The sequence below is a fragment of the Pseudomonas sp. SWRI18 genome, from assembly GCF_014268345.1.
In the GTDB taxonomy this organism is placed as follows: Bacteria; Pseudomonadota; Gammaproteobacteria; order Pseudomonadales; family Pseudomonadaceae; genus Aquipseudomonas; species Aquipseudomonas cedrina.
The window spans coordinates 50,311-70,995 of record NZ_JACCQQ010000006.1; the positions used below are offsets into that span (position 1 = coordinate 50,311).

Genomic DNA, 20,685 nt, shown 5'->3' on the forward strand with positions numbered 1-20,685 from the left:
TTCAGCTTTATGTCCAGCCTGGTCCTCCGAACTGCTGATACCCACTCGCGCCGCGCTGCGTTGACCCTGGCTCTCTGCTTGCCCAGTGACGTGTTGCTCTACCTGTTGCTGCCCATGGAATCCCAGGCCTTCGGGATCACCCTGGCCCAGGCCGGGGTTTTGCTGGCGGCCAATCGCCTGGTGCGGATCTTCGGTTACCGCCACGTGCTCAATTTCTACGCGCGCCACGGCGACCGCCTGACCTGCATGATTGCCGCCGGCGCCGCGACGCTGTGTGCCCTGGGTAACTCGATGTTGTCGGGTTTTGCCACCTTGTTGGGGCTGCGGTTGGTGTGGGGCCTGTGTTTTGCGGCGTTGAACCTGTCGACCCAAGTGTTGGCCACCTCGGAACCGGCCGGCGCCGCACGCCGAGCCGGGCGTTCGCGGGCGCTGATCGCGCTCGGGCCGATGCTGGCGTTGCCACTGGGTGGCTGGTTGACACTGTGGGCCGGCCCGCGTCCGATCTTTCTGATCCTTGCGGGCGCTTGCCTGGTGGGCGTGTGGATGGCGCGCGGCTTGCCGACGGTGGGGCATGATTTGCAGAGCACGCCGGGGCGCCGCTTCAAATGGCCGGACAGCGTGGCGGTGTGGTCGTTTATCGAGGGCGTGGCGCTCGACGGCCTGTTTATCTTCGGGCTGTCGATTCAGGCGCAGAAGCTGCTTGGCGGGGATGCGGTACTGATTGCCGGGGGCTTGATGGCGCTGCGCTATGTCTCGGAAATGCTCCTGAGCCCTTTGGGCGGCCGCGCCGCGCAGCGTTTTGGCGCCACGTCGATGCTGCTGCTGTTTTCGTTCTTGAGCGCCCTGGCCCTGACGGCGTTTGGCAGCTACTGGGTGATTGTCGGCGCGGCGGCGGTGCTGGTGCTGCGCGCGCTGCAACTGCCGCTGGTGACCACTCTGGTGGCGGAGCGCAATCCCGGTTCGATGCGCGTGTCGGCCCTGGCCTCGAATGCCGTGTGGCGTGACATCGGCGCCGGCCTCGGGCCATTGCTGGCTGGCCTGCTGCTACCGATTGCCTCGGCGCCCTGGGTGTTCGGCCTGGCGGGCGCCGCCATCGCGCTGAGCGCGGTGTTCTGCTGGCGGGCAAAAAGTGCCCAACTGACCGGCTGATTCAAGCAGTGTTGATCGCGGCCAGCCAGGCAGGGTCAAAGCGGGTTTGCTCGGTGTCGATCCCCAGCGCCTGCATCCTGGCCTTGTGCGCCTCGACCTCGCCGGCCAATTGCGCCTGAGCGCTGGAGTTGGCGTCCAGCTCATGCATCTGCGTCAGGCCCAGGTGGTAAAAACGCAGTACCTTGATGGCCGTCGGGTCATTGGCTTGCACTCTCTCGGTCACCTTGTGCATCACATTGGTCACGCTCATCAGGCTACGCTTGAGTTGCCAGCCATACACCGCCGGCGCCAGCCACGCCTGGGTCCAGAACGGCCCGCGCACCAAGGCCACGGTGATCAGCACCCCGGCGAAGACGCCGCCGACATTGAAACGCAAATTATCACCGCCGGGCTCGCCGAACAGCATCACCGCCAGGCTCGACAACAACATGGCCAGGGCCAGGAACACCAAGGCCACGATCAGCGTGCTGCGCCGGGTCTGTTGGCGGAAGGTCACGGGATCGCAGGGTTTGAGCTCGAACATCCGAGTCGTATCTCCAGAAGGGGCGGGCATCATCTCACGCTTGGGCAAACAAGTTGAACGATGCCGCACCACGGTTTCTCTAAACCTGTGTAGACCTTCTGAGGGAAACCATCATGCCCGAATACAAGCAGCCACCGCCCGGTACGCCGGACCCGGACCGCACGCCAGGCGAAGAGGAGCGCGACAACGATGCGTTGCGCCCCAATGACCCGGCCGAGCGCCAGGACGACGACGTGGAACGCGTCGAGGAAAACCTGGAAAACCTCCACGACAAAGCCCGCCCGCTTTAAACAAGGAGATTGCACATGAGCAACCCCCCGAAAGGCCCGCATTCAAGCGAGCATGCCAGCGGTCAGGATGAGTTGGGTTTCGATCCGGACTCGCCTGACGTGGCGGACCCGCAGGTCGACCCGATCGGCGCAGCCATAGCCCCGCTGGACAAAGAGAAGAAAGACCAGGCCGAAAAAAAGCCGCCCTACGATCCGTTGGGCGACTTGAAGAAATAAATCGGGCCCCGCCATCCAGCGGGGCCTTTGCTTATTTTGGCGGCGTCCAATTGACGTCGGTAATCCCGTACTTCTCCGCCCACGGCCGGGTGGTTTTCTTGACTTGCTCATGACCGACACGGCCAACGCGACTGACATGAGCTACATCGGCATCCACCGCCGCCCAGTGCCAGGCCTCGGCGTTGTTCATCACCTCGGCACGCACCACAAATGACTTCGGCTCGCCGTGAAGCTGATAGTGGATGGTGTAGATTTTCGCGGTACTCATGTTGCCTCCCTGTGTTGTTATAGATGGATACGGGAGCGTCGAAAAAGGTTCATTCAAAATGACAGTTTGCCTGCTGGCGCGGCATAGTGACGCCTTCTATATGGGTTTTTAGGGGCTGCCCCTTGAGAACACCAAGCTCAAGGTGGATGACTTCGGCAGAGACACCGTTGACCTAAGACCGAACCAACCCCTACGCCGAAGTCAGCCTGCTAATGAACCAGAAGGGGGAAGGCGGTGGGTCAGGCGAAGTAAATGCCAGCCATGCCGCCGCCTTCGCAGCCTCGCCGGGGCTCGACAGCTCCCACATTTGATCTCGGGTGTTGCCAGGTTGCGCCCTCCACCGAGTGCTGGATAAATCGTAAAAGAGCGCAAATTAGCTATAAACCCTTGAACGCAAAACGGCGCCCGAAGGCGCCGTTTTGTTTACAACCTCACGCTAAGCGATCAAACGCCCAACACCGCGTGCTGCACCAGGGTGAGCAACGGTTGTGGGTACACGCCCAGGAAGAACGCGAGCAGGGCGATGGCCAGCAGCATCACGCCGCCTGCCTTCTGTTCCCAATGCAGCTCGGCATCTACACGGCGCAGGTTTGGCTCGATCAGGTAGAGGGTGACCATGACGCGCAGGTAGTAGAACACGCCGATGGCGGAGCCCAGTACTAGCGATGCAACCAGCCACCATTCGTGGGCTTCTACACCGGTTGCCACGATGTAGAACTTGCCGATAAAGCCGGCCGTCAGCGGGATACCGGCCAGGGACAGCATCATCACGGTCAGCACGGCGGTCAGGTACGGACGGCGCCAGAACAGGCCGCGGTATTCGTACAGGGCGTCGGCGTCACGGCCTTTGAACGGCGACGACATCAAGGTGATCACGCCGAACGCGCCGAGGCTGGTGATCACGTAGGTGACCAGGTACACGCCCATGGCTTCCACGGCCAGGCCTTTGCTCGCCACCAGGGCGATCAGCAGGTAGCCGAAGTGAGCGATGGAAGAGTAACCCAGCAAGCGCTTGAGGTTGTTCTGGGTCAGGGCCAGCAGGTTACCGAACAGGATCGACGCAATGGCGATCACGGTCAGTACGTCGCTCAGCACGCCGGTGTTGGCCGCTGGCGAGATCTGGAACAGACGCACCATCACCGCAAACACGGCAACCTTCGACGCGGTCGCCAGGAACGCCGCCACCGGCGCCGGGGCGCCTTCGTACACGTCCGGGGTCCACAGGTGGAACGGCACCAGCGACAGCTTGAACGCCAGGCCGATCAGCATCATGGCCAGGCCCAGCTGGGCGATGGGCGCAGGCATGCTGGTGGCGGCCAGGGCGTGACCGATACCGGTGAAGCTCAGGCTGCCGGCTTCGGCGTAAAGCAGGGCCATACCGAACAACAGGAACGCGGAACCGGCGGCCGACAGCACCATGTACTTGATGCCGGCTTCCAGCGAACGCTTGTTGAAGAAGGCGTACGCCACCAGGCCGTAGGTCGGGATCGACAGCAGTTCCAGGCCGATGAACAAGCCGGCCAGGTGCTGCGCGCTGACCAGCACGATACCGCCGGCCGCCGCCAGCAGGATCAGCAGGTACAGCTCTTCCTTGTTGCCCGGGTAACCGGTGCCGCCTTCGCCAAGGTAAGCGTGGGCGAGGGTGACGCAGGCCAGGGTCGCGACCAGGATCAGCGCGATGTACAGCAACGCGAAGTCATCGATCATCATCAACGGCGTGACCGCCAGTGGCGCGACCTTGAGGGCCGGGATAATCGACAGCAGAGCCAGGTTGAGACCGGCACAGGACAGCAGGAACGTTTGCGAATGATTGCGGCGCCAGGCGATCGCCAGCATCACCACCACAATGGTGAGGCTGGTGATCAGCAGCGGCGCAAGCGCGATAAAGTGTTGGATCGTGAATTCCATAGCGCTCTTACCGGGCCGAAGCGAGTTGAGAGAAGGCGGTGCCGAACCACTGCTGCACGCCATGCATCGTCGCGGCAGAAGTGTCCAGGAACGGTTGCGGGTACACGCCGATGTAGATCAGCAATACCGCAAGGCCGAGCACCATGATCAGTTCGCGAGCATCCATCCCTTGCAGGACGGTGTCGGACTTGGCCGGGCCGAAGTAGGCGCGGTGGATCATGATCAGCGAGTAGACCGAACCGAACACCAGGCCGGAGGTGGCAATGGCGCTGATCCACGGCGTTTGCACGAAGGCACCCATCAGGATCAGGAACTCGCCGATGAAGTTACCGGTACCCGGCAAGCCCAGGGACGCGGCGGCGAAGAACAGGCTGATCGCCGGCAGGTACGCGATGCGCGACCACACGCCACCCATTTCACGCATGTCACGGGTATGCAGGCGCTCATACAGCTGGCCACTGAGGATAAACAGCGCAGCGGCCGACACACCGTGGGCCAACATCTGGATCACCGCGCCTTGCAGCGCCAGTTGGCTGCCGGAGTAGATGCCGATCAGTACGAAACCCATGTGGGAAACGGACGAGAAGGCAATCAGGCGCTTGATGTCGGTTTGGGCGAAAGCCAGGAACGCACCGTAGAAGATCCCGATCAGACCCAGGGTCATGGCGATCGGCGCAAATTCGGCCGAGGCATTCGGGAACAGCGGCAGGGCGAAACGCAGCAGGCCGTAGGCAGCGGTTTTCAGCAGGATACCGGCCAGGTCCACGGAACCGGCAGTCGGCGCCTGGGCGTGAGCGTCAGGCAGCCAAGAGTGGAACGGCACCACCGGCAGCTTCACCGCGAACGCGATGAAGAAGCCCAGCATCAGGATGTACTCGGTGGTCAGGGACATCTTGGTCTTCAACAGGTCGGCGTAGTTGAAGGTAATCACGCCGGTGTTGTTGAAGTTGACCAGTACCAGGCCCAGGATCGCCACCAACATGATCAGGCCGGAAGCCTGGGTGAAGATGAAGAACTTGGTCGCCGCGTAGATCCGGGTTTTCTTGCCGTCCGAAGAGCTGTGACCCCAGAGCGCGATGAGGAAATACATCGGCACCAGCATCATTTCCCAGAAGAAGAAGAACATGAACAGGTCCAGCGCCAGGAACACGCCGACAACGCCGCCCAAAATCCACATCAGGTTCAGGTGGAAGAAGCCCACGTGACGCTGGATCTCTTTCCAGGAGCAGAGTACCGAGAGGATACCCAGCAGGCCGGTCAGCAGGATCATCAACAGCGACAGGCCGTCGAGGGCCAGGTGCACGTTGATGCCGAAGCGCTGGATCCACACGTGCTTGAATTCAAGCGCGAAGGTGGGATCGACGCCCGGTGCCGGAGCGAATGAATAGTCACCATGGGCCCACAGCCAGAGGCCGAGCGCGAGTTCCAGGGACATGGTCAGCAACGCAATCCAGCGGGGGAGGGTGGCGCCGAAGCGTTCACCCATCCAGCAGAGCAGGCCGCCGATAAAGGGGATCAGGATTAGCCAGGGCAGAATCATGACGGGCTCGTTTCCTTTCGCAAGTTCGCAAAGTACGCAGTGCACTTAAACATAGTCAGACCGCTACCACGACGATGGCGCCGATCACCAGAACGGCACCCGCCGCCATGGACGCTGCATACCAACGCAATTGGCCGGTCTCGCTGCGGCTCAGGGCGGTGTGACCGGCCTTGGCGGCACGCGGGATCAAACCGATGGTTTGGTCGAGCGGATCTTTACGCAGTACATGGCTGATGGCGAGGTAAGGCTTGACGAACAGTTTGTCGTAGAGCCAATCGAAGCCCCAGGCGGCGAACCACCAGGCCGACAGGAAGCGCCCGATGCCACTGTTGGCGACCGCCGTGACGAAGCGACGCTTGCCGAGGAACAGCAGGGCCGCCAGCAGGATACCGGCAATGGCGATGGCGCCCGAGGCGATTTCCAGGCTGTGCTTGTCGGCGCCGCCGGCATGGCCGACGCTTTCAGGCAGCACACCGGCCAGTGGCGGGGTGATCAGGGCGCCGATGAAGGTCGACAGCACGATCAGCACCGACAGCGGCAACCAGTGGGAAATGCCGTGGCCTGCGTGCGCTTCGGTCTTGGCTTCACCGTGGAAGGTGATGAAGATCAGGCGGAAGGTGTACAGCGAGGTCATGAAGGCACCCACCAGGCCTGCGTAGAGCAGGTTCTGGTTACCGCTGGCGAAGGCTTCCCAGAGGATTTCGTCCTTGGAGTAGAAACCGGCGGTCACCAACGGCAGGGCGGCCAGGGCGGCACCACCGACGATGAAGCTGGCGTAGGCCAGCGGCAGTTTCTTCCACAGGCCGCCCATCTTGAAGATGTTCTGCTCGTGGTGGCAGGCCACGATCACCGCACCGGAAGCGAGGAACAGCAGGGCCTTGAAGAAGGCGTGGGTCATCAGGTGGAAGATCGCCGCGTCCCAGGCGCCGACGCCCAGGGCCAGGAACATGTAGCCGATCTGGCTCATGGTCGAGTAGGCGAGGATGCGCTTGATGTCGGTCTGCACCAGCGCGGCAAAACCGGCCAGCACCAGGGTCACGCCGCCGACCACGCCCACCAGGTGCAGGATATCCGGCGCCAGGGTGAACAGGCCGTGGGTACGCGCGATCAGGTAGACACCGGCGGTCACCATGGTTGCGGCGTGGATCAGTGCCGACACCGGGGTAGGGCCAGCCATCGCATCCGCCAGCCAGGTTTGCAGCGGCAGTTGCGCCGATTTACCGACGGCGCCACCCAGCAGCATCAGGGTCGCCAGGGTGATCCAGAAGTCGCCGACCTGGAATTTCTGCGGTGCCAGCACCAGCAGTTCCTGGATGTTCAGCGTGCCCACCTGTTGGAACAGGATGAACAGGCCGATGGCCATGAACACGTCACCGATGCGCGTGACGATAAACGCCTTGAGCGCCGCGTTGCCGTTGTTGCGGTTGCTGTAGTAGAAACCGATCAACAGGTACGAGCACAGGCCCACGCCTTCCCAGCCGAAGTACAGGAACAACAGGTTATCGCCCAGCACCAGGAACAGCATGCTGGCGATAAACAGGTTGGTGTACGCGAAGAAGCGCGAGTAGCCCGCTTCACCGCGCATGTACCAGGACGCGAACAGGTGGATCAGGAAGCCGACACCCACCACCACGCCGAGCATGGTGATCGACAGGCCGTCGACATAGAGGGCGAAGTTGGGCTTGAAGCCCTCCACCGACATCCACTGCCACAGCACCAGGGTGTAGTGACCGCCTTCGGGCGGCGCCACGTTGAATTGCCAGATGACATAGGCGGCAACGATCGCCGACAGGCCAATCGAGCCAACGCCGATCAGGGCTGAGAGGTTTTCCGACCAGCGCCCGCGAGAGAACGACAGCAGCAGGAAACCGATCAGGGGAAATACGAAAGTCAGAAAGATCATGTTCATCCGCGCATCTCACTGGCAGCATCGATATCAAGCGTGTGGAAGCGACGATACAGTTGCAGCAGGATCGCCAGGCCGATACTGGCCTCGGCGGCAGCCAGGCTGATCACCAGGATGAACATGACTTGTCCATCCGGCTGGCCCCAACGTGCACCCGCGACAATGAACGCCAGTGCCGCGGCGTTCATCATGATTTCCAGGCTCATCAACACAAACAGAATGTTACGGCGGACCATCAGGCCGACCAGGCCAAGGCAGAACAGGATGCCGGCGACCGCCAGACCATGCTCCAAAGGGATAGCAGGCATCGTCATTGCTCCTTGGCTTCGTTGCGGCCCAAGTGGAAGGCGGTGATGGCTGCGGCGAGCAGCAGCATCGAAGCCAGTTCTACCACCAGCAGGTACGGGCCGAACAGGCTGATGCCCACGGCTTTCGCGTCCACGGTGGTGTGGCCGATGGCCTGGCCGCTCTGGTGAGCGAACAGCACATACAGCAGTTCACCCAGCAGCAGTGCTGCGAGGACAACCGGGCCGAGCCAGATGCCGGGCTTGAGCCAGACGCGTTCCTGGGCGACCGAAGCCGGCCCCAGGTTGAGCATCATCACCACAAACACGAACAGCACCATGATGGCGCCGGCATAGGCGATCACTTCCAGCACACCGGCGAACGGCGCGCCGAGGCTGAAAAAGGTCATGGCCACGGCGATCAGCGAAATGATCAGGTAGAGCAGGGCGTGCACGGGGTTGGTGTTGGTGATCACGCGAAGCGTGGCCACAACTGCGATACCCGATGCGAAATAGAAAGCGAATTCCATCTTTCTTCCTTAAGGCAGCAAGCTCTTCACGTTGATCGGCTCGGCTTCGTTTTGTGCGGCGCCTTTGGGCTTACCGGCAACGGCCATACCTGCAACACGATAGAAGTTGTAATCAGGGTTTTTACCGGTACCGGAGATCAGCAGATCTTCTTTCTCGTACACCAGGTCCTGACGTTTGAACTCGGCCATCTCGAAGTCCGGCGTGAGCTGGATCGCGGTGGTCGGGCAGGCTTCCTCGCAGAGGCCGCAGAAAATGCAGCGCGAGAAGTTGATGCGGAAGAAGTCCGGGTACCAGCGACCGTCTTCGGTTTCAGCTTTCTGCAGGGAGATGCAACCCACCGGGCACGCCACGGCGCACAGGTTGCAGGCAACGCAACGCTCTTCGCCATCGGGGTCGCGGGTCAGCACGATACGGCCGCGATAGCGCGGCGGCAGGTACACCGCTTCTTCCGGGTATTGCAGGGTGTCGCGTTTGCGGAAGCCGTGACCGAACACCATCACCAGGCTTCGCAACTGGGTACCGGTACCCTTAACGATGTCGCCAATATATTTGAACATGGGTCAAATCCTCACTGAACCGCGCCCGCTGGCGTGTTCAACAACACAACGGCAGCGGTCACCAGCAAATTGATCAGGGTCAGCGGCAGGCAGAAGCGCCAGCTGAAATCCATCACCTGGTCGTATCGTGGACGCGGAATGGAAGCGCGCAGCAGGATAAACAACATGATGAAGAACGCGGTCTTCAGGAAGAACCAGAAGAACGCCAACTGCGGCAGGATGCCGAACGGACCGTGCCAGCCGCCGAAGAACAGCGTGACCAGCAGGGCCGAGATCAAGATGATGCCGATGTACTCACCGACGAAGAACATGCCCCACTTCATGCCGGCATATTCAATGTGGTAACCGTCGGCCAGTTCCTGTTCCGCTTCCGGCTGGTCGAACGGGTGACGGTGAGTCACGGCGACGCCCGCGATGAAGAAGGTACAGAAGCCGAAGAACTGCGGAATGATGAACCACAGGTTCTGCGCCTGGTACTCGACGATGTCGCGCATGTTGAACGAGCCGACCTGCACCACGATGCCCATCAGCGCCAACCCCATGAACACTTCATAGGATACGGTTTGCGCCGAGGCACGCAAGCTGCCCAGCAGGGCGAACTTGTTGTTACTGGCCCAACCGGCGAACAGCACGGCATACACCGACAAACCGGCCATGGCGAAGAAGAACAGCAAGCCGATGTTCAGGTCCGCCACGCCCCAGGTCGGGGTGATCGGGATGACGGCGAAGGCGATCAGCAAGGCGCTCATGGCCACCACCGGCGCCAGGGTGAAGATCACCTTGTCGGCAAACGGCGGCGTCCAGTCTTCCTTGAAGAACATCTTCAGCATGTCGGCGGCGATCTGGAACATGCCGAACGGGCCAACGCGGTTCGGACCGTAACGGTCCTGCCACCAGCCCAGCAGGCGACGCTCGACGAAGCTGAGCAGGGCGCCCGCAACGACCACGGCCAACAGGATCACGATGGCCTTGACGACCGAGATGATCACGTCGATCACTTCAGGGGTGAACCAGGTCATTGCGCTGCCTCCTGCAGACCGTCAACGGTTTTGCCAAAGATTGCCGCAGGAATCCCCGCGATGCCTTTTGGCAATGCCACCAGGCCGGCGCCCAACGCTTCGTTGATGCGCAGCGGCAGGCGCAGGGTCTGGCCGGCCACGTTCAGGCTGAGCAGTGCACCGTCGTTGACGCCGAGGCGATCGGCTTCGGATTTGGCCAGGGACACGTAAGGCGCGGGAATGCGTTCTTGAACCGGCGCGGCCTTGGAAGAGGTCTCTTCGCTGCCGAACAGGTGGAAGAACGGCACGACCTGCCAGGTACCCTGGGCCGGGTTGAACGGACGCGGTACGGCGGCGAACCAGTTCAGCGAATCACCGCTGCTTTCGATCAGGCGGGTGCCCGGGTCGCCGGCGCGGATGTGACCACCGACTTCGTCCTGGAACTTGTTCCAGGCCTGCGGCGAGTTCCAGCCCGGCGACCAGGCGAACGGCACCTGCTGACGCGGTTCGACCGAACCCGAGTAACCTTCCATGGAGAAGGCGAACGCGGTGTCGTTATCTTGCGGGGTACGCGGTTCGTGCACGCTGATGTTGGCGCGCATGGCGGTACGACCGGAATAACGCAGCGGCTCACGGGCCAGTTTCAAGCCCTTGATGCGGAACGCGGCGGACGGCGCGGCATCGACGATACGCGCCAACTGCGGCGCGCTGGCGGCGGTGGCGGCGGTGACGTGGTCGAGCTGGGTCCAGTCGATCGGCTGGTTCAGCAGGGTGGCGCGCAGGGCATGCAGCCAGCGCCAGCCTTCGTGCACCAGGATGCCGGCGTCCATGTACTTCGGATCGAACACTTGGAAGAAGCGCTGGGCGCGGCCTTCCTGGCTGACCAGGGTACCGTCGCCTTCGGCGAAGGTCGCCGCCGGCAACACCAGGTCGGCACGCTCGCTGGTGGCGGTCTTCTGGTGGTCGGCGACGATCAGGACCTTGGCCGCGTTCAGCGCAGCGTCGACCTTGGCCGCGTCGAGGCGGGTGTACAGGTCGTTTTCCAGCACCACGATGGCGTCGGCGGTGCCGTCGATCACCGCTTGCAGGGCTGCGTCCACGGACTCGCCACCGAGCATGGCCAGGCCAAGGCTGTTGGCTTCCGGCACGACCAGGCTGATGGAACCGTTCTTGTCGCGCAGCTTCAGGGCTTTGGCGATGTTGGCGGCGGCTTCGATCAGCGCCTTGGAACCCAACGAGGTACCGGCGATGATCAATGGGCGCTTGGCGGCCAGCAGGGCGTCGGCGATACGCTGGGCCAGCTCAACGGCTTCAGCGTCCAGGCCTTCGACCGCAGGCGCGCTGGCGTCCAGGGCGTGAGCCACGGCGAAACCGAGGCGGGCCAGGTCGTCCGGCGCGGCGTGTACGCATTCTTCGGCGATATCGTCGAGCTTGGTTTCAGCGATGCTGGCAATAAACAGCGGGTTCAGCGCGTGCTGGCCGATGTTTTTCACCGCCGCGTCGAGCCAGGGCTGTACGCGCATGGCGTCGGCCATGTCTTCAGCCTTGCCTTTGACCGACTGGCGCAGCGACAGCGCGATACGCGCGGCGGTCTGGGTCAGGTCTTCACCGAGCACGAAGATCGCATCGTGGTCTTCGATGTCGCGCATGTTCGGCACGGGCAGCGGGCTGTCATTGAGCACCTGCAGAACCAGGCGGATGCGCTCCAGCTCGGCGGCTTCGATACCGCTGTAGAAGTGCTCGGCGCCGACCAGCTCGCGCAACGCGAAGTTGCTTTCGAGGCTGGCGCGTGGCGAGCCGATCCCGACGATGTTGCGGCCACGCAGCAGGTCGGCGGCTTTATCCAGCGCGGCGTCCAGGCTCAGCTTGGCGCCATCGGCCAGCAGCGGTTGGCGTGGGCGGTCTTCGCGGTTGACGTAGCCGTAGCCGAAACGGCCACGGTCGCACAGGAAGTACTGGTTGACCGAACCGTTGAAGCGGTTTTCGATACGGCGCAGCTCGCCGTAGCGCTCGCCCGGGGAGATGTTGCAACCGCTGGAGCAGCCATGGCAGATGCTCGGGGCGAATTGCATGTCCCACTTGCGGTTGTAGCGCTCGGAGTGGGTCTTGTCGGTGAACACACCGGTCGGGCAGACCTCGGTGAGGTTGCCGGAGAACTCGCTTTCGAGCACGCCGTCTTCAACGCGACCGAAGTACACGTTGTCGTGGGCGCCGAACACGCCGAGGTCGGTGCCGCCGGCGTAGTCCTTATAGAAGCGCACGCAGCGATAGCAGGCGATGCAGCGGTTCATCTCGTGGGAAATGAACGGGCCCAGTTGCTGGTTCTGGTGGGTGCGCTTGGTGAAGCGATAACGGCGCTCGTTGTGGCCGGTCATCACCGTCATGTCTTGCAGGTGGCAGTGACCGCCTTCCTCACAGACCGGGCAGTCGTGGGGATGGTTGGTCATCAGCCATTCGACGACACTGGCGCGGAACGCCTTGGATTCGTCATCGTCGATGGAGATCCAGGTGTTGTCGGTGGCTGGGGTCATGCACGACATGACGATACGACCACGGGTGTCGTTCTCGTCGGTGTACTGCTTGACCGCACACTGGCGACAGGCACCGACGCTACCAAGCGCGGGGTGCCAGCAGAAATACGGGATGTCGAGGCCGAGTGACAGACAAGCCTGTAACAGGTTGTCCGCCCCATCGACTTCGAGCGCTTTGCCGTCTACGTGGATAGTGGCCATGGTTCAAAGTTCTTCGTTGGCCCGTTGTCAGCGGGCGTGGCTAATGGAATCTTGTTATTCATGTGCATCTACACAGCCATCAAGGCGTCAGCACATGAGAAAGGCGAAGGGCACGGACCCTTCGCTTCCTTGAAACGTTACGCGCCGACCATGGTCGGCGTTACCACCTGAGTGAGCTCGCCCGCGCGGGTTGGCGCGATGCCGGCTTCGAATTCAGGGCGGAAGTATTTGATTGCGCTGCCCAGTGGCTCCACGGCGCCCGGTGCGTGAGCACAGAACGTCTTGCCAGGGCCGAGGAAATTGACCAGGCCCAGCAGGGTTTCGATGTCACCCTCGCGGCCTTCGCCGTTTTCCAGGGCCATCAGCAGCTTGACGCTCCACGGCAGGCCGTCGCGGCATGGCGTGCAGAAGCCGCAGGATTCACGGGCAAAGAACTGCTCCATGTTGCGCAGCAGCGAGACCATGTTGACCGTGTTGTCCACCGCCATCGCCAGGCCGGTACCCATGCGGGTGCCCACCTTGCCGATGCCGCCGGCATACATTTGTGCGTCAAGGTGCTCGGGCAGCAGGAACCCGGTGCCGGCGCCGCCTGGCTGCCAGGCTTTCAAGGTGTAGCCGTCGCGCATGCCGCCGGCGTAGTCCTCGAACAGCTCGCGCGCGGTCACGCCGAACGGTAGTTCCCACAGGCCGGGGTTCTTGACCTTGCCGGAGAAGCCCATGAGCTTGGTGCCCATGTCTTCACTGCCGGGGCGCGCCAACGATTTATACCAGTCGACGCCGTCGGCGATGATCGCCGGTACGTTGCACAGGGTCTCGACGTTGTTCACGCAGGTCGGCTTGCCCCACACGCCCACGGCGGCCGGGAAGGGCGGCTTGGAACGCGGGTTGGCGCGGCGGCCTTCGAGGGAGTTGATCAGTGCGGTTTCTTCACCGCAGATATAACGCCCGGCGCCGGTGTGCACGAACAGTTCGAAGTCGAAACCCGAGCCGAGGATGTTCTTGCCCAGCAGGCCCGCGGCCTTGGCTTCGGCCACGGCGCGGTTGAGGTGCTTGGCGGCGGTGGTGTATTCGCCGCGCAGGAAGATGTAGCCCCGGTAGGTTTTCAGCGCGCGTGCGCTGATCAGCATGCCTTCGATCAGCAGATGGGGCAGTTGCTCCATCAGCATGCGGTCTTTCCAGGTGTTAGGCTCCATTTCATCCGCGTTGCACAAAAGGTAACGGATGTTGATGGATTCGTCCTTGGGCATCAGGCCCCACTTCACGCCCGTGGGGAAGCCTGCACCGCCGCGGCCTTTGAGGCCGGCGTCCTTCACGGTCTGGACGATGTCGTCCTGGGCCATGTCGGCGAAGGCTTTACGCGCGGCCGCGTAACCATTCTTGGCCTGGTATTCGTCGAGCCACACGGGCTCGGCGTCGTCACGCAGGCGCCAGGTCAGCGGGTGAGTCTCGGCCGAACGCTTGATCAGGTTGGCCGGGCCGAAAGATGTCAGGGTCATGGGTAGCCCTCGAGCAATTGGGTCACGCCAGCAGGCTGCACGTCACCGAATGTGTCGTCGTCGATCATCAACGCCGGCGCCTTGTCGCAGTTGCCCAGGCAGCACACCGGCAGCAGCGTGAAGCGGCCGTCTGCGGTGGTCTGGCCCAGACCGATGCCGAGCTTGGCCTGGATTTCGCTGACCACGGACTCGTGGCCACCGATGTAGCAGACCATGCTGTCGCACACGCGAATGATGTGGCGGCCCACCGGCTGGCGGAAGATCTGGCTGTAGAACGTCGCCACGCCTTCAACGTCGCTGGCGGGGATGCCGAGAATCTCGCCGATGGCGTAGAGGGCGCCGTCCGGCACCCAGCCACGTTCCTTCTGGACGATCTTCAAGGCTTCGATCGACGCCGCGCGCGGGTCTTCGTAGTGATGCAGCTCGTGCTCGATGGCCGAGCGCTCGGTTTCACTCAAGGTGAAACGGTCTGTCTGGATAAGCGTGCTGTTCATGCTTAGCGGTCCACGTCGGCCATAACGAAATCGATACTACCCAGGTACGCAATCAAGTCCGCGACCATCTCGCCTTTGATCACCGAAGGGATCTGCTGCAAGTGCGGGAAGCTTGGCGTACGAATCCGGGTGCGGTAGCTCATGGTGCCGCCATCGCTCGTCAGGTAATAACTGTTGATACCCTTGGTCGCTTCAATCATCTGGAAGGATTCGTTGGCCGGCATCACCGGGCCCCACGAAACCTGCAGGAAGTGCGTGATCAGGGTTTCGATGTGCTGCAGCGTGCGCTCTTTGGGCGGCGGCGTGGTCAGCGGGTGATCCGCCTTGTACGGGCCTGCCGGCATGTTGCGCATGCACTGCTCGATGATCTTCAGGCTCTGGCGCATTTCTTCGACGCGCACGATGCAGCGGTCGTAGGCATCGCCCTTGGCCGCCAGCGGCACCTCGAACTCGAAGTTTTCGTAGCCCGAGTATGGGCGCGCCTTGCGCAAGTCGAAGTCCAGGCCGGTAGCGCGCAGGCTTGGGCCGGTAACGCCCCATTCCAGCGCTTCCTTGGTGTTGTACTGGGCGACGCCGATGGTACGACCCTTGAGGATGCTGTTGTCCAGGGCGGCTTTCTGGTATTCGTCCAGGCGCTTGGGCATCCAGTCGATGAATTCCTTGACCAGGCGTTCCCAGCCGCGCGGGAGGTCGTGGGCCACACCGCCGATGCGGTACCAGGCCGGGTGCAGGCGAAAGCCCGTGATCGCTTCGATCACGGTGTAGGCTTTCTGGCGGTCGGTGAAGGTGAAAAACACCGGCGTCATGGCGCCCACGTCCTGGATGTAGGTACCCAGGAACAGCAGGTGGCTGGTGATCCGGAAGAACTCAGCCATCATGATGCGGATGGTGTCGACGCGGTCCGGTACCTTGATGCCGGCCAGCTTCTCGACCGAGAGCACGTACGGCAGGTTGTTCATCACGCCGCCGAGGTAGTCGATGCGGTCGGTGTAGGGGATGTAGCTGTGCCACGACTGGCGCTCGCCCATCTTCTCGGCACCACGGTGGTGGTAGCCGATGTCTGGTACGCAGTCGACGATTTCTTCACCGTCCAGCTGCAGGATGATCCGGAAGGCACCGTGAGCCGAAGGGTGGTTGGGGCCCAGGTTGAGGAACATGTAGTCCTCGTTGGTGCCCGAACGCTTCATGCCCCAGTCTTCCGGGTTGAAACGCGCCGCTTCTTCCTCGAGCTGTTGCTTGGCCAGGGTAAGGCTGTAGGGGTCGAACTCGGTGGCGCGCGCCGGGAAGTCCTTGCGCAGCGGGTGACCTTCCCAGGTCGGTGGCATCATGATGCGGGTCAGGTGCGGGTGGCCCGGGAAGTCGATACCGAACATGTCCCAGACTTCACGCTCGTACCAGTTGGCGTTCGGCCAGATGCCGGTCACGGTCGGTACGCTCAGGTCGCTTTCGGACAGGGCGACCTTGAGCATCACGTCGCTGTTACGTTCCAGCGACATCAAGTGGTAGAACACGGTGAAATCGGCGCCAGTCGGCAAGCCCTGGCGCTTGGTGCGCAGACGCTCGTCCACGCCATGCAGGTCATAGAGCATGACGTAGGGCTTGGGCAGGTTGCGCAGGAAGGTCAGGACTTCGATGAGCCTGGCGCGGGCAACCCACAACACGGGCATGCCGGTGCGGGTCTCCTGGGCGGTGAACGCCTCGGCGCCAAAACGGTTGTTCAGTTCGACGACCACGTCCTGGTCGTTTGCCTTATAAGGCGGGATGTACAGAGCACTGCCTGTAGTCATGGTTATTTATCGCTTTCGGTCAACGTAAAGAATGAAGCCAGTGTCTCGTTTCTTATGCAGAGCTGAGCTGGATCAGACTTCGTCGGGGCTGCGCAGATTGGTGACTGCGATTCGCTGTTCGCGGCGCTGTTCCTTTTGCGACGGCATGTCGGCGCGATACACGCCTTGATCGCCGACGACCCAGGACAACGGGCGACGCTCCTGTCCGATCGATTCCTGCAGCAGCATCAAGCCTTGCAGGAACGCTTCGGGGCGGGGCGGGCAGCCGGGCACATAGACATCCACCGGGAGGAACTTGTCGACCCCCTGAACCACGGAATAGATGTCGTACATGCCGCCGGAATTGGCACAGGCGCCCATGGAAATGACCCACTTGGGTTCCAGCATCTGTTCATACAGGCGCTGGATGATGGGGGCCATTTTCAGGAACGGCGTACCGGCGATAACCATGAAATCCGCCTGGCGCGGTGATGCCCGGATAACCTCGGCGCCAAAGCGCGCGATGTCGTGGGGCGCCGTGAAGGCGGTGGTCATTTCCACGTAGCAGCACGAAAGACCGAAATTGTACGGCCACAGGGAGTTTTTACGCCCCCAGTTGACCGCGCCATTCAGCACGTCTTCGAGCTTGCCCATATAGATGTTCTTGTGGACTTGGTCTTCTAACGGGTCGGAAACGGTTTCCCGCTTGCCGATGGGGTACTGCTCGTTAGGAGCATCCGGGTCGATCCTGGTGAGATTGTATTGCATCGCCAAAGCCTCATTGTTTCAGCTTCGCTTGCCGCTTACGACGAGCTTCCGGAGCCCAGTCAAGGGCGCCCACTCGGAATAGGTAGACAAGGCCTGCCAACAGAATTGCTATGAAAACGAGGGCTTCGACGAATCCGGTCCAGCCGCTTTCGCGGACGGACACAGACCAGGCAAAGAGAAAAAGGGCTTCGATATCGAAGATCACGAACAGCATCGCGACCAGATAGAATTTGGCTGAGAGCCGCAAGCGGGCGCCACCTGTAGGCAGCATGCCGGATTCGAACGGTTCGTTTTTGCTGCGACCCCAGGCTTTTGACCCGAGGAGGCTGGACACGCCGAGCATGAAGGCGCAGAGGCCCACGACACCGAGGAGGAAAATGGCAAAGCCCCAGTTGTGGGCGATGAGTCCTGTCGCTTCGGTCATGCTGGAAATCCTTAACAGAGAGCAAAGGTCTCTGAGCTCGAAAAAGTAACGACGCAGTGACGATATGTCGCACTGCAATCAATCGGGATGATTTTATGGCTAAACACCGGGCAAGTAAAATTCCCAAGGCGAAATTATTCGGTTGAATAACCACATAGTGCACCTTCTTGGGGCTGCAGCCCTTGTGTGGCGGGCATCAGCGGGCATTTAATCAATTGTGTTTTGTTTAACGGGTAACGAAGTTTCCAGGCGCCAAATGATAATGAATATTGTTTGCGTGGGGTTTAAGCGAATGTTTCTCGTGTGGCGAGGGAAGTTGCCGTTACTTGCTGGTTTGTCGCTTAGTTGCCGACGGGGATCTTTTAACCGTTTTTGCGAGCGTTAATACCGCTCTGGATCAATGTTTTTGCACAAAACCTGAAGCTGAATGCATTGCCCTGTGGGATGTCCGGGGAATTCCTGAAAACAAAAAAACGCCCCGAACCAGTCGGGGCGTGATCGCTGTGCGGCACTGCGGTTAGGTCTTCCTTGGGGCCGCAGTGGCCGTGTACTCAGTGGATCAGTGGAACTGCTCTTCTTCGGTCGAGCCGGTCAGCGCGGTCACGGACGAGGTGCCGCCCTGGATCACGGTGGTCATGTCGTCGAAGTAGCCGGTGCCCACCTCTTGCTGGTGCGCCACGAAGGTGTAGCCCTTCGCTGCGTCAGCAAATTCCTGCTCTTGCAGCTTCACGTAGGCGGTCATGTCGTTGCGGGCGTAGTCGTGCGCCAGGTTGAACATGCTGTGCCACATGTTGTGAATGCCGGCCAGGGTGATGAACTGGTGCTTGTAGCCCATGGCGGACAGTTCGCGCTGGAACTTGGCGATGGTCGCGTCGTCCAGGTTTTTCTTCCAGTTGAAGGAAGGCGAGCAGTTGTAGGACAGCAGTTGGTCCGGGTATTCCTTCTTGATCGCTTCAGCGAAACGACGCGCTTCGTCCAGGTCCGGCTTGGCGGTTTCGCACCAGATCAGGTCGGCGTACGGCGCGTAGGCCAGGCCGCGGGCGATCGCCTGGTCGAGACCGGCACGCACCTTGTAGAAACCTTCCTGGGTGCGCTCGCCAGTCACGAATGGCAAGTCGTACGGGTCGCAGTCCGAGGTCAGCAGGTCGGCGGCGTTGGCGTCGGTACGCGCCAAAATGATGGTCGGCGTGCCGGCCACGTCAGCGGCCAGGCGCGCGGCGGTCAGCTTCTGTACGGCTTCCTGGGTAGGCACCAGTACCTTGCCGCCCATATGACCGCATTTTTTCACTGACGCAAGCTGGTCTTCGAAGTGCACGCCGGCAGCGCCTGCCTCGATCATGCTCTTCATCAGTTCGTAGGCGTTGAGTACGCCGCCAAAGCCGGCTTCGGCATCCGCCACGATGGGTGCGAAGTAGTCGATGTAGCCTTCATCGCCCGGGCCTTTGCCGGCTTTCCACTGGATCTGGTCGGCGCGACGGAACGCGTTGTTGATGCGCTTGACCACGGTAGGCACCGAGTCCACCGGGTACAGCGATTGGTCGGGGTACATGGATTCGGCGGAGTTGTTGTCCGCCGCCACTTGCCAGCCGGACAGGTAGATCGCCTGGATACCGGCTTTCACCTGCTGCACTGCCTGGCCGCCAGTGAGGGCGCCCATGCAGTTGACGAAGTCTTTGTCGGGACGAAAGGACGGCTTGGCCCCTTGGGTCACCAGGTTCCACAGTTTCTCGGCGCCGAGTTTTGCAAAGGTATGCTCAGGTTGAACCGAGCCGCGCAGGCGGACGACGTCAGCAGCGGAATAAGCGCGGGTCACGCCTTTCCAGCGTGGGTTTTCAGCCCAGTCTTTCTCGAGGGCTGCAATTTGCTGTTCGCGTGTCAGTGCCATGTAGATAAACCTCGTCGTCGCATTTTGTAAGGGTTCGAAGGCCCTTGCCAGGGCCCTGATTAGCGGGAGCGAGGCCATCATGCACAGCCTTTTTGGGGTCGTCAAACATTTTGTAGTGCTTTTTTCAAAGCACTACATCTTTGGTCTAATACGACTCATCAGTCAGTTTTTGGTGCTTCAGTTCAAGGTGTCGACCTTGACCCGTACAGTCAGGTCGTCGCGGCCCTGAGTAGAGTAACTGCGGGTTGTAGAGGATTTGTCAGCCTGGGTTTGGCGATTGATCCCGGCCAGGGTGATCCACTCGCCGAGGCGTCCGCTGACCGTTGTGTCGGTGCTTTGCACGTTCACTACATCGGGACGTTCCTGGCCCATGCGGTCACGGTTGGTACTGATCGCCAGGTGAACGGTCTCGCCGGTGACGCTGGCGGTCACGTAGAAACCCTGGGTGACGTTACGGTATTGGGTCTGGTTCTGCGGGCGGCCATAGCTGTCTGGCTGGGTGGTGGTCAGCGGTACGCTCTGGCCCACCTGAATCAGTGCGGGGATGCCTTCGCTGGCCTGGATCTGCTGGATGCCGCCATCTCGGCTGGTGGTGCCGTAGCTGATGATGCGGGCCTGGCTGTCGCCGCGGTTCTGCTGGTTGGTTTCATTGGTGTCGACGGTGATCAGCAGGCGTTTGGCCGGAGTGTCGAGCTGGGATAGCAAGGCGCGCAGGCCTTCGATTTTTGCGGGGTCAGCGTTAACGATCAGCTGGTTGCCATAGGCGCTGACGGTGCCGTCCTTGCCGATGAAGTTCTGCGCCACGGGCAGCAGGTCGGCGCTGGTGCGGTTGCTCAGGTTGACGACTGCGGTGTCGGCCACGGCCGAGACGCTGACGGTCAGGAGGAGGGCGGTGAGCAGGGTGCGTAGGGACATGTCCGTGATCTCTGCGAGTCATTTGGCTGGATAGT

At 61.7% G+C, this 20,685-nt stretch carries 20 protein-coding genes; 3 read left to right on the top strand and 17 right to left on the bottom strand.

All coding sequences use genetic code 11. The annotated features are described in order from the left end of the window. Nucleotides 1–9: 9 nt before the first annotated feature. On the top strand, nt 10–1,149 hold the full coding sequence (locus H0Z09_RS08970; protein ID WP_186689794.1) for an MFS transporter: 1,140 nt from the start codon (nt 10–12) through the stop codon (nt 1,147–1,149). Nucleotide 1,150: 1 nt separating this feature from the next. On the opposite strand, the gene H0Z09_RS08975 is transcribed toward H0Z09_RS08970, so the two are convergent. Further along, nucleotides 1,151–1,672 carry a DUF3087 family protein gene (locus H0Z09_RS08975; protein WP_186689796.1) on the bottom strand — a complete coding sequence of 174 codons (522 nt, stop codon included), beginning with the start codon at nt 1,670–1,672 and terminating at the stop codon, nt 1,151–1,153. A 113-nt stretch (nt 1,673–1,785) separates the two neighbouring features. Here H0Z09_RS08975 and H0Z09_RS08980 point away from each other — a divergent pair, with 113 nt between their 5' ends. Both H0Z09_RS08980 and H0Z09_RS08985 read left to right on the top strand, forming a co-directional pair. After that, on the top strand, nt 1,786–1,962 hold the full coding sequence (locus H0Z09_RS08980) for a hypothetical protein (protein ID WP_165448098.1): 177 nt from the start codon (nt 1,786–1,788) through the stop codon (nt 1,960–1,962). A 15-nt stretch (nt 1,963–1,977) separates the two neighbouring features. After that, entirely contained in the window at nt 1,978–2,178 is a 201-nt protein-coding gene (locus H0Z09_RS08985) for a DUF6021 family protein (RefSeq protein ID WP_186689798.1), read from the top strand. 31 nt (nt 2,179–2,209) lie between these two features. Here H0Z09_RS08985 and H0Z09_RS08990 read toward each other — a convergent pair whose 3' ends face one another. The 16 genes from H0Z09_RS08990 to H0Z09_RS09065 form a co-directional block, all read right to left on the bottom strand. After that, complete coding sequence (locus tag H0Z09_RS08990) at nt 2,210–2,446, bottom strand: DUF6555 family protein (protein ID WP_186689800.1); 237 nt, start codon at nt 2,444–2,446, stop codon at nt 2,210–2,212. A gap of 444 nt (nt 2,447–2,890) precedes the next feature. Beyond that, entirely contained in the window at nt 2,891–4,354 is a 1,464-nt protein-coding gene (nuoN, locus tag H0Z09_RS08995) for an NADH-quinone oxidoreductase subunit NuoN (protein ID WP_076950809.1), read from the bottom strand. Nucleotides 4,355–4,361: 7 nt separating this feature from the next. Beyond that, a complete protein-coding gene (gene nuoM / locus H0Z09_RS09000) occupies nt 4,362–5,894 on the bottom strand; it encodes an NADH-quinone oxidoreductase subunit M (RefSeq protein WP_010209575.1) in 1,533 nt (510 codons plus the stop codon). A 55-nt stretch (nt 5,895–5,949) separates the two neighbouring features. Then, nucleotides 5,950–7,803 carry an NADH-quinone oxidoreductase subunit L gene (gene nuoL, locus H0Z09_RS09005; protein ID WP_169376055.1) on the bottom strand — a complete coding sequence of 618 codons (1,854 nt, stop codon included), beginning with the start codon at nt 7,801–7,803 and terminating at the stop codon, nt 5,950–5,952. Next, nucleotides 7,800–8,108 (bottom strand): NADH-quinone oxidoreductase subunit NuoK, encoded by a 309-nt coding sequence (gene nuoK / locus H0Z09_RS09010; RefSeq protein ID WP_003174727.1) that lies wholly within the window; start codon nt 8,106–8,108, stop codon nt 7,800–7,802. The genes nuoL and nuoK overlap by 4 nt, the downstream gene beginning before the upstream one ends. A 2-nt stretch (nt 8,109–8,110) precedes the next feature. After that, nucleotides 8,111–8,614 carry an NADH-quinone oxidoreductase subunit J gene (gene nuoJ, locus H0Z09_RS09015; protein ID WP_057024313.1) on the bottom strand — a complete coding sequence of 168 codons (504 nt, stop codon included), beginning with the start codon at nt 8,612–8,614 and terminating at the stop codon, nt 8,111–8,113. Between the two features lie 9 nt (nt 8,615–8,623). Next, on the bottom strand, nt 8,624–9,172 hold the full coding sequence (gene nuoI / locus H0Z09_RS09020; RefSeq protein ID WP_076950807.1) for an NADH-quinone oxidoreductase subunit NuoI: 549 nt from the start codon (nt 9,170–9,172) through the stop codon (nt 8,624–8,626). A gap of 11 nt (nt 9,173–9,183) precedes the next feature. Then, nucleotides 9,184–10,191, bottom strand: coding sequence for an NADH-quinone oxidoreductase subunit NuoH (nuoH, locus tag H0Z09_RS09025; protein ID WP_169376054.1), 1,008 nt, complete (start codon nt 10,189–10,191; stop codon nt 9,184–9,186). Next, nucleotides 10,188–12,902, bottom strand: a complete 2,715-nt coding sequence (gene nuoG / locus H0Z09_RS09030) for an NADH-quinone oxidoreductase subunit NuoG (protein WP_186689802.1) — start codon at nt 12,900–12,902, stop codon at nt 10,188–10,190. The genes nuoH and nuoG overlap by 4 nt, the downstream gene beginning before the upstream one ends. 137 nt (nt 12,903–13,039) lie before the next feature. Then, on the bottom strand, nt 13,040–14,398 hold the full coding sequence (nuoF, locus tag H0Z09_RS09035; protein ID WP_186689804.1) for an NADH-quinone oxidoreductase subunit NuoF: 1,359 nt from the start codon (nt 14,396–14,398) through the stop codon (nt 13,040–13,042). Further along, a complete protein-coding gene (gene nuoE / locus H0Z09_RS09040) occupies nt 14,395–14,892 on the bottom strand; it encodes an NADH-quinone oxidoreductase subunit NuoE (protein ID WP_003232080.1) in 498 nt (165 codons plus the stop codon). Before nuoE ends, nuoF begins: the two co-directional genes overlap by 4 nt. A gap of 2 nt (nt 14,893–14,894) precedes the next feature. After that, nucleotides 14,895–16,679: an NADH-quinone oxidoreductase subunit C/D gene (nuoC, locus tag H0Z09_RS09045; RefSeq protein ID WP_076950804.1), complete on the bottom strand. Its 1,785-nt coding sequence runs from the start codon at nt 16,677–16,679 to the stop codon at nt 14,895–14,897. Nucleotides 16,680–16,751: 72 nt separating this feature from the next. After that, nucleotides 16,752–17,426 (bottom strand): NADH-quinone oxidoreductase subunit B, encoded by a 675-nt coding sequence (locus tag H0Z09_RS09050; protein ID WP_076950803.1) that lies wholly within the window; start codon nt 17,424–17,426, stop codon nt 16,752–16,754. Nucleotides 17,427–17,436: 10 nt separating this feature from the next. Next, entirely contained in the window at nt 17,437–17,850 is a 414-nt protein-coding gene (locus H0Z09_RS09055; protein ID WP_015372409.1) for an NADH-quinone oxidoreductase subunit A, read from the bottom strand. Nucleotides 17,851–18,409: 559 nt separating this feature from the next. Then, nucleotides 18,410–19,735, bottom strand: a complete 1,326-nt coding sequence (gene aceA / locus H0Z09_RS09060; RefSeq protein ID WP_186689806.1) for an isocitrate lyase — start codon at nt 19,733–19,735, stop codon at nt 18,410–18,412. A 177-nt stretch (nt 19,736–19,912) separates the two neighbouring features. After that, a complete protein-coding gene (locus H0Z09_RS09065) occupies nt 19,913–20,650 on the bottom strand; it encodes a secretin N-terminal domain-containing protein (protein WP_186689808.1) in 738 nt (245 codons plus the stop codon). Between the last annotated feature and the right edge of the window lie 35 nt (nt 20,651–20,685).